Below are 10,393 nucleotides of genomic sequence, written 5' to 3' on the forward strand. Positions count from 1 at the left end.
TCCACCAGCACCACCCCGACGCCCTCGGCCCATCCGGTGCCGTCGGCGGCGGCGGCGAACGCCTTGCACCGCCCGTCCGGCGCGAGACCGCGCTGCTGGCTGAACCAGACGAACAGGTCCGGTGTGGCCAGCACCGTCACTCCGGCGGCCAGCGCCAGATCGCACTCCTCGCGGCGCAGGGCCTGGCTCGCCAGATGCAGGGCCACCAGCGAGGACGAGCAGGCGGTGTCCACGGTCACCGCCGGGCCCTGCAGACCGAACGTGTAGGCGAGCCGCCCGGAGGCGATGCTCGTGGCGTTGCCGGTCATGATGTGCCCGTCGAGCTCGGCGGGGACCCGGCCGCGCTCGGGCGCGTAGCGCTGGGCGGCCAGCCCGACGAACGTGCCGGTCCGGCTGCCGCGCAGCGTCCGTGGCTCGATGCCGGCGGCCTCGACGGCCTCCCACACGGTCTCCAGCAGCAGACGGTGCTGCGGGTCCATCGCCGTGGCCTCGCGCGGCCCGATGCCGAAGAAGGCCGGGTCGAAGCCGCCGGCGTCGCGCAGGAAGCCGCCGGAGCGCACATACGAGCGGTCCGGGCGGCCGGGTTCGGGGTCGTACAGGGTGTCCAGCTCCCAGCCGCGGTCGGTGGGAAAGTCGCCGATGGCGTCGCGGCCGGCGTCGAGAAGCTCCCACAGGTCGTCCGGGGACTCGACACCTCCCGGGAAACGGCAGCTCATCCCGATGATCGCGATGGGCTCACGGTCGCGTTCCTCGACCTCGACCAGCCGGCGGCGCACCTGGCGCAGGTCCGTGGTCGCCCGCCGGAGGTACTCGCGCAGCTTCTCCTCGTTGGACATCCGATCACCGTTCTCTGCGGGGGCCGTGGGGAGCTCGTCGCGCCATGGCGACCCGGGGTCAGGGGGCGCCGATCTCCCGGTCGAGGGCGTCGAAGAGCTCCTCGTCGGTGGCGGTGAACAGGTGCTCGTCCTCCACATGCGCCCCGACGGTGGGCTGCGCGCGGCCGACGAGGGCGTGCAGACGCGGCCGGATCGCGGTGAGTGCGGGGTCGTCCGCGGCGAGGCGTTCCAGCGCGGCCTCCAGCTCGGCGAGCCCGGCGAAGGCGGCGTCGGCGGGCGCGGCTCCGCCCGCCGGGCCGCCTCCCGCCAGGCCCCTGGCGGGGCCACCCGCACCGCCGGGCGGGGCATTGCCTGATCCGCCCGTCTGCGCGAGCAGCTCCGCGCTCAGCAGCGCGGCGACGTCGATCGGAGTCGGGTGATCGAACACCAGCGTGGTGGGTAGCGTCAGCCCGGTGCGGGCGTTCAGCTGGTTGCGCAGCTCCAGGGCGGTCAGCGAGTCGAACCCGGTGTCCCGGAACGCGGTGTCGGCGCGGACGGCGGCCGCGCGCCCGTGCCCCAGCACCAGCGCGCTCTGCGTGCGGACGAGCTCCAGCAGGTGCGCGTCGCGCTCGTCGGCCGGCAGCTCGGCCAGCCGGACGGCGAGCGGAACGTCGCGCGGGTGCTCGGCGGCGGTGGCGGTGGCCGCCCGCCTCGGCAGACGGCGGACCAGCCCGTCCAGGACGGGGTGCAGCCGGCCCTCGTCGGCCTGCCGCCGCAGCTCCGCGGTGTTCCACCGCGCGGTCACCACGGTCGCGCCGTGCGCCGCGGCACGGGCCGCGTCGAACAGCGTCAACCCCTGCGCGGGCGACATCGGCACCAGGCCGGAGCGACCGAGCCGCGCGCGGCCGACGTCGTCGAGTCCGCCGGCCATGCCGCTTTCGGACGCCCACAGCCCCCACGCCATCGAGGTGGCGGGCTGGCCGAGGGAGCGTCGGTGCACCGCGAGCGCGTCCAGGAAGGTGTTGGCCGCGGCGTAGGCACCCTGGCCGGCGCCGCCGAGGATTCCTGACACCGAGGAGAAGAGGACGAACTCCGCCAGCCGCGCGCCGGCGGTGAGCTCGTGCAGGTTCCACGCGGCGTCCACCTTCGGGCGCAGCACGGTGGCGAGCCGGGCCGGGGTCAGCGACGCCACCACACCGTCGTCGAGGACGCCGGCGAGATGGATCACCGAGGTCAGCGGGCGGTCGGCCGGCACAGCGGCCAGCACGGCGGCGAGGCGCGCCCGATCACCCGCGTCGCAGGCCACCACCGTCGCCTGCGCCCCGAGCGCGGCGAGGTCGGCGATGAGCTGGCTCGCGCCGGCGGCCCGCGGGCCCTGGCGGCTGAGGAGGAGGAGGTGCCGCGCGCCGTGCTCGGCCGCCAGGTACCGCGCGACGATGCCGCCGAGCGTCCCGGTACCTCCCGTGATCAGGATGGTCCCCTCCGGGGAGGGCGGTGACCAGGCGCCGACCGTCCCGCCGCCGCGACCGTCGGGCGGCGAGGCCTGGGTACCGGCGGTCCGCGGCACCCGCAGGAGCCGGGGAACGAGGACCGCGCCCGCCCGCACCGCGCACACCCCGGCGCCCGAGGCGACCGCGGCCGCCAAGCCACCCGCCGCCAAGCCACCCGCCGCCGAGTCCGCGTCGGCTGGTTCCAGGTCGACGAGGGCGAAGCGGTCCGGGTTCTCGGACTGGGCGGACCGGAGCAGGCCCCACACCCCTGCTCGCGCGAGGTCGGTGACGTCCGCGCCCGGGCTGGTCGCGACTGYGCCACGGGTCACGACGACCAGCCGCGCCCCGGCGAGCGCCGGCTCGGCGAGCCAGTCCTGGACGATGCGCAGCGCACCCGAGACGGTTGCCCGAACGGCGGCGGGCAGTCCGTGGCCCTGGCCGCCGTCGGCGTGGCCGGCGCCCTCCGGGGCGGCGGGGACAGGTTCCGGCGGCAGCGGTAGCAGGACCACCCCGGGCACCGGTGTGTCGCGGGAGATGGCCTCCCGCAGCGCGCCGAGGTCGGGCCAGATCCACGCGGCGTCGACACCGAGGAAGCGCAGGACCGGTCCGCGTGCCGCTGGGTCCGCGAGCACAGCCCACTCCCCGCCGGGCGGCGGAAGGGCACCCGCAGGATCGTCGGCTGCGGCGGGAACGCCGCCGGAACCATCGGCGGCTCCGTCGTCGGAGTGCGGCGGGACAGGTGGTGCCCAGCTCAGCGTGTGCAGGGGCAGCTGGTGGTCGGGGCCGGCGGCTGCCGCGCCTCCGTCACTGTCGACGCGCAGCGACCCGACCGTGAGTACCCTCCCCCCGGCTCCGTCGGTGAGGGTGATCGAGACACCCTCCGGCCCGCCGCCCGTGACACGGCCGCGCACCTCGGTTGCGCCTGTCGCGTGCAGCCGGACGTCCGACCAGGTCAGTGAGGTCGGCGGGGCCGTCGGCGTGCCGGGTCCCGCCAGGGGCAGTGCGTGCAGCGCCGCCGCGAGCAGCGTGGGGTGCACCGCGCTCCGCCCGGCCTCGGGACGGGTCTGCGGTGCCACCTCGACCTCGACGAGGCTGTCCGCGCCGTGGCGCCAGGCGCCCCGGGTGAACGCCGGCGTCGCCGCGTCCATCAACGTCGAGAGCTCGTCGTCGCCAACGCCGACCGCCTCGGGCGGCGGCCATCGCCGCTCCGGCGGACCGACCGGTGCCGTGGAGCCCGCGGACCTGATGCCAGCAGGGAGCCCGGTGTCAGCCGGGAGCCCGGGGCTGGCCGGGGGCGTGGGGCTGACCGGGAGTGTGGGGCTGGCCGGGGCTGCGCTGAGGACTCCGAGTGCGAGCGGCGCCCACGCGGGCGCGTCGTCGCCCGCGTAGCCCGGCTCGTCGCCGCCTTCGTGGTCCCCACCGCCGTCCGCGGCGCCGTCCCGGATCCGCCGGGTGTGCACGGCGACGGTCCGGGCACCGTGGGGGTCCTCGGGAGCCACGACCACGCGCAGCCGCAGCGCGCCGCCCGACGCCGCAGCGGTGGGCGTCACCGTCAGCCGTTCCAGGCGCTCGGCACCCGTCTGGAGACCCGCGTGCAGGGCCAGCTCCACGGACACTGCCGCCAGCAGCTCCGCCGAGGCGTCCACCAGCCAGGGACGCGACCGCGCCGACAGGACACCGGTGAACACCGCCGCGCCGTCGGGGAGGTCGACGGCGGCGGCGAGCAGCGGGTGACCGGCTCCCCGCAGACCGGCGGCGGCCACGTCGGCGGGCGCCGCCTCGTCCTCCAGCCAGTAGCGGCTGCGCTGGAACGGGTAGGTCGGCAGGGAGGCCAGGCGCGCGGCGCGGGCGCCGAACACCGAGTCCCAGCGCACCCCGGTGCCGTGCACGAACAGGGTGGCCAGCGCCAGCGCCGCCGCGGCGGGCTCGCCGCGGTCACCGCGCAGCACCGGCAGGACCGCCGCCTCCGGCGCGTCGGGCAGGCAGTCCCGGGTCAGGTGGGTCAGCACGCCCTGCGGTCCCAGTTCGAGGTAGGTGGTGACGCCGAGGGAGTGCAGGTGGYGGATGCCGTCGTGGAAGCGGACGGGGTGGCGGATGTGGTCGGTCCAGTAGTCGGGGGAGCGGAGCTGGTCGGGGGTGGCGGTGTGGCCGGTGAGGTTGGAGATGAGGGGGGTGTGGGGGTCGTGGTAGTCGACGGTGGCGGCGATGTCGCGGAAGTGGGTGAGGATGTCGTCCATGTGCGGGGAGTGGAACGCATGGCTGACGGTGAGCTGCCGGGTCTTGTACCCGTCGGCGCTCCACTGGTCGGCCAGGCGCAGGCAGACGTCGCTGTCGCCGGCGACGACGGTGGCGGCGGGGCCGTTGACCGCGGCGACCGAGACACGGTCCTCCAGCCCCGCCAGGGCAGCCGAGACATCCGCCACCGGCGCGCCGACGGCGATCATCACCCCGCCCGCGGGCGCGGCCTGCATCAGCTCGCCCCGGGCGGCCACCAGCCGGCTGGCGTCGGCGAGCGACAGCACACCGGCGACGTGCGCCGCCGCCAGCTCGCCGACGGAGTGGCCGATGAGATGGTCGGCGACGATGCCCCAGTGGGTGACCAGTCGGAACAGCGCCACCTCCACGGCGAACAGGGCGGCCTGCGTGTACCGGGTCTGGTCCAGCAGCGCGCCGCGCGGGTCGCCCTGGGCGGCGAAGAGGATCTCGCGCAGCGGCACCGGCAGGTGCCTGTCGAGGTGGTCGCACACCTCGTCCAGTGCCCCGGCGAACACGGGGTGGGCCTCGTACAGCTCGCGCCCCATCCCGGGGCGCTGGCTGCCCTGCCCGGTGAACAGGAACGCGGTCGAGCCGGGAGCACCCGGCTCCCCCCGCGCGGCTCCGGGGGCCGTCGCGCCGTCGGCCAGGGCTGCGAGCCCGTCCAGCAGCTGCTCCCGGCCGGTGCCGGTCACCGCCGCGCGGTACCCGAAGAAGGCCCGGGTGGTGGCCAGTTCGGCGGCCACCTCGCGCGCGGTCAGGTCGGGGTTGTCGGTGAGGTGCGCGCGCAGCCGTGCCGCCACTGCGCGCAGCGCCTGCGGGCTGTGCGCCGAGAGCAACCAGGGCGACGTGAGCGCGTCGTGCGCCGGCGGCCGCGCGGGAGCCGGGGGCTGGGCCGGGACCGGTGGGGCCTCTTCGAGGATCACGTGGGCGTTGGTGCCGCTCATCCCGAACGCGGACACGGCGCCGCGGCGCGGGCGGCCGGCGGCGGCCCAGGGCCTGGCCTCGGTGAGCAGCCGGACGGCGCCCTCGTCCCAGGCGACATGGGGGGACGGCTCGTCCACGTGCAGCGTGCGGGGGAGCAGGCCGTGGCACAGCGCCAGCACCATCTTGATGACGCCGCCGACGCCCGCGGCGGCGTTGGTGTGACCGATGTTGGACTTCAGCGAGCCGAGCCACAGCGGCCGGTCGGCGGGTCGGTCCTGGCCGTACGTGGCGAGGATGGCCTGGGCCTCGATCGGGTCGCCGAGGCTCGTGCCGGTGCCGTGGGCCTCCATCACGTCCACGTCGGCGGTTGTCAGGGCAGCGTCGGCGAGCGCCTGGCGGATCACCTGCTCCTGGGCGGGGCCGCTGGGCGCGGTCAGCCCGTTGCTGGCGCCGTCGGAGTTCACCGCGCTGCCGCGGAGGACGGCGAGTACGGGGTGGTTGTTGCGCCGGGCGTCGGAAAGCCGCTCCAGCAGCAGCAGGCCGACGCCCTCCGCGAACGCCGTCCCGTCGGCTCCCGCGGCGAAGGCGCGGCAGCGCCCGGTGGGGGACAGCCCCCGCTGCCGGCTGAACCAGACGAACAGGTCGGGCGTGGCGAGCACGGTCGCGCCCCCGGCAAGCGCCAGGTCGCACTCCCCGCTGCGCAGCGACCGCATCCCCAGGTGCAGCGCGACCAGCGACGATGAGCAGGCCGTCTCCACGCTGACGGCCGGGCCGCGCAGCCCGAAGGCGTAGGCGAGGCGCCCGGAGGCGACACTGCTGGCGCTGCCGATCCCCAGGTACCCCTCCAGGTCGTCGGGGACGGAGCGCAGCCGGGAGCTGTAGTCCGTGCCCACCGTCCCGACGTAGGCGCCCGTCCGGGTGTCCCGCAGCGCGTCGGGTGGGATGCCGGCCCGCTCGAACGCCTCCCAGGCGGTCTCCAACAGCAGCCGGTGCTGGGGATCGGTGGCCAGCGCCTCGCGCGGGCTGATGCCGAAGAACTCGGCGTCGAAGCCGTCCGCGTCGTGCAGGAAGCCGCCCTGCCGGGCGTAGGTCGTGCCCGGTCGGTCCGGGTCGGGGTCGAACAGCCGGTCGAGATCCCAGCCGCGGTTGGTGGGGAAGTCGGAGACGGCGTCAGTCCCCTCGGTCAGGATCCGCCACAGCTTCTCCGGGGAGTCGGCCCCGCCGGGGTAACGGCAGCTCATCGCCACGATCGCGATCGGGTCGTCGTGCGCGCCGGACCGGCTCGCCGGTGCCTGGTCGCGTACCCGGGCCTCGTCGGGCTGGATGCGGGCCAGCAGGAAGCGGGCCAGCGCCAGCGGCGTCGGGTGGTCGAAGGCGAGCGTGGTGGGCAGGCGCAGCCCGGTGGCCGCGGCCAGCCGGTTGCGCAGTTCCACCGCGGTCAGGGAGTCGAAGCCGATGTCGGTGAACGCGCGGTCTGCGCGGACCGTCTCCGGCGCGGGGTGGCGCAGCACCGCGGCCACCTGCGTGCGCACCAGGTCCACCACCGCGCTCTCTCGGCGGCCGGCGGGGATGCCGGCGAGCTGGCGGCGCAGCGCGGTCGCGGTGGTGGCGGCTGGAGCCGCGGAGCCTGCGAGCGCGGTGAACAGGGGGGATGGAGTACCTGCCCCGAGGGTCGATCGCAGGGCGGTGGGGGTGATCGGCGCAGGCAGGACCAGCGCGCGGTCCCGAGCGCCCTGCCCGCCGCCGGCAGGCGCGCGGCGGGCCCGCCCGGCGGCCGTGAACAGCGCCCGAATCACATCCGCAGGCAGCGGAGTGAAGCCCGCGGTGGCCGCGCGCCGCGGGTCCGGTCCGCCGGCGCGTTGCCAGGGGCCCCAGCCCAGCGACGTCGCGGGCAGCCCGGCGGCCCGGCGATGCTCCGCCAGCGCGTCGAGGAAGGCCCCCGCCGCCGCGTGGCCGGCCCGCCCGGCCGCGCCGGCCGTGGCCGCGGCGGTGGAGAAGAGGACGAACTCCACCAGTGGCGCCCCCGCGGTCAGCTCGTGCAGGTTCCACGCGGCCCGCGCGCCGCCGCCGAGGACGGCGTCGAGCTGGCCCGGGTCCAACGAGCTGATCATCCCGCGGATGTCGAGATCGGGGACGTGCACGACGCCGGTGAGCGGGTGGTCGGACGGGACGCCGGCGAGCAGCGCGGACAGCGCGGCCCGGTCACTGGTGTCACAGACAGCGAGCTCGACCTGGGCGCCCTGTTCCCGCGCGGCCGCCGCGGCGGCCAGCACCGCCTCGCCGACGCCGGCAGGTACGGCTCCGTCGGGACCGGTCGGCGCGGTCCCGTCGGGGCCGTCCGGTTCCGGCCCCGCTGTCGGCCGATCAGCCGGACCGGGGAGGACGACGAGCAGGTGGCGTGCCCCGTGCGTGGCTACGAGGTCGTCCACGGCGAGGGCGACGTCCACCTCCTCGCCGCCTGCGACCAGAACGGTCGCCGCGCCACCGAAGCGCCAGGACACCGCCACCGCATCGTCGGGCTGGCGGGTGTCCGCCGCGGGCAGCACGCCGAGCCGTGGCGCGAGTGCCTGCCCGGCCCGCACCGCCACCTGCCACTCGCCGGTGACGAGGGCATCGGCGACGGCCTGGAGGAGCGGGCGTGCGGCCACGGCGGGCGGCTGGCCGGTGGCGCCGGGGTCGGCGTCCACCAGCACGAATCTGCCCGGTTCCTCCAGCTGGGCCGAGCGCAGCAGGCCCCAGACCGCGGCGGCCGCCGGGTCGGGATCGTCCCCCGCGACGGCGGCGACGGCGCCCCTGGTCACCACCACCAGGCGGCTGGCGCCGAACCGTGTCTCGGCCAGCCACTGGCGGGCCAGCGCGAGGACGTGGCCCACCGCGGCCCGCGCGGCGTCCGGCAGGTCCCGCGCGGCTCCACCGGCCCCACCGCCCGCACCGGCCATGTCGGTCGAGTCGAACAGATCGCCGGAATCGGACGGGTCGATGGAGACGAGCACGGCGTCGGGCAGGGGCAGCCCTCCCGCGACGGCGTCCGCCAGGGCGGCCAGCGTCGCGTGGGTCGTCACGTCCGGCAGCTCCGGGAAACCGTCGGCGCCGTCGGGGGCGTCCGGGGCAGGCCGGGCGCCGGCGTCCAGACCGAGGAGATCCCGTCCCGCGGGAGCGCCGACGGCCGCCAGCCGCGGGGCATCCCGGCGGGGTGCGTCGGCCGGGAGCGGCACCCAGTCCAGGACGAGGAGGGCGTCGCGGGGCAGTGCTCCCGGTGCCGTGTCCGGACGGCGGACCTGTACCGGGCCGAGCGTCAGCTCCGCCACTGTGGCGATCGGTTCCCCGTCGCCGTCGGTGAGAAGCACGGCGGCGCTGCCCGGGGAGTGACCGTCGGCGACCGGCGTGAGGCGTGCCCGGACTGCGGAGACGGGCGTGGTCGCGCCGCTCAGGGACACGTCCTGCCAGGCCCGGGGCAGCAGCGGCTGCCCGGGCTGCCCGGCTTCGCGGTGCCGGTCGGCCGGGTCGGCCCGGTGGACCGGGTCGGGCTGGTCGACGAAAGACGGGGCGGACAGGGGACGCAGCGCGGCGTCCAGCAGCGCGGGGTGCAGGGTGTGGCCTGCCGGGGCCGGGTGCCCGGAGGGCAGCTCGGCCTCCGTGTACAGGTGCCCACCGCCGCGCCAGACCCGGACGGGCAGATCGAAGGCGGGCCCGTGCTCGAGCCCGACGCCGGCCAGCGCCGCGGCCAGGTCGGCGGGATCAACCTCGACCGCCCCGGGCGGCGGCCAGACCCGCAGGTCTGTGCGGTCCGACCAGGAGCGCGGCGTCGTCGCGGGGAGCGAGTCGGGGGCCGTGGGGGCCGTGGGGTCTGCGCTGCCGGTCGTTTCCGCGGGACCGGGCAGGATCCCGGTGGCGTGCCTCGTCCATCCGCCGGGCCGGGCCTGCGCGTCCCGGCTGTGCACGGACACCTCACGCCGGCCGGCGCCGTCCGGACCGCCGACCACGACCTGCAGGTCGATCGGCTCCTCCGGCGGGATCACCAGCGGGGCCTCCTGCTGCAGGCGCTCCACTCCGCTCACCCCGACCTGGGTCGCCGCGTGCAGGACCAGGTCGAGGACGGCGCTGCCGGCCAGCACCGCGACGCCGTCGACGGTGTGGTCGGCCACCCATGGGTGCGTGCCGACGGCGATGCGTCCGGTGAGCAGGTGCTCGGAGCCTCCCGCGCGGTCGAGGGCCGCCCCCAGCAGCGGGTGGCCGGGTGAGCCCAGCCCCGCCGAGCCGACGTCCCCGGCGTGGGCGGGGTTGTCCAACCAGTAGCTCTCGTGCTGGAACGCGTAGGTGGGAAGGGTGACGCGCCGGCCACCGGAGCCGGCGAAGACCGCCGGCCAGTCCACTCGCAGACCGCGGGCATGGACCTCCGCCACCGCTCGCAGGAAGCTCTCCGGGCCCGCGGCGTGGCGGCGCAGGGAGCCCGTGACGACGGGCTCCGCCACGTCTTCGGCCTCGGCCGTCTCCTCGACGGCGACGGTGAGGACCGGATGCGGGCTCATCTCCAGGAAGGCCCGGTGCCCGGAGGCCAGCAGGGCGCGGACGGTGTCGGAGAACCGCACAGTCTGTCGCAGGTTGCGGTACCAGTACCCGGGGGTCAGCTCCCGGGTGTCGAGGCGGTCGCCGGTCACGGTCGAGTAGAACGCGACGCCGCCCGCCGCGGCCTGCGCCCCGGCCAGGTCCGCGATCAGCGGGTCGCGGACGGCTTCCACCTGCGGGGAGTGCGAGGCGTAGTCGACCGGGAGGGCCCGCGTCCGCACACCTCCCGCGGCGCACTCCGCGGTGAACTCCGCCAGCGCGCCCGCGTCGCCGGAGACCACGACCGCCGTCCGGCCGTTGACGGCTGCCAGGGCCAGCCGGTCCCCCCACCGGGCGATCCGG

2 protein-coding genes are annotated in these 10,393 nt (G+C 76.8%); both read right to left on the reverse strand.

The window, feature by feature from the left end; translation table 11 throughout:
• The coding region (locus CC117_RS04195; protein WP_198541728.1) for a beta-ketoacyl synthase N-terminal-like domain-containing protein at positions 1-836 on the reverse strand (836 nt) is incomplete at its 3' end.
• A gap of 58 nt (positions 837-894) precedes the next feature.
• On the reverse strand, positions 895-10,389 hold the full coding sequence (locus tag CC117_RS04200; protein ID WP_256385350.1) for a type I polyketide synthase: 9,495 nt from the start codon (positions 10,387-10,389) through the stop codon (positions 895-897).
• Positions 10,390-10,393: the final 4 nt, after the last annotated feature.

The sequence above is a fragment of the Parafrankia colletiae genome, from assembly GCF_001854655.1.
In the GTDB taxonomy this organism is placed as follows: domain Bacteria; phylum Actinomycetota; class Actinomycetes; order Frankiales; family Frankiaceae; genus Parafrankia; species Parafrankia colletiae.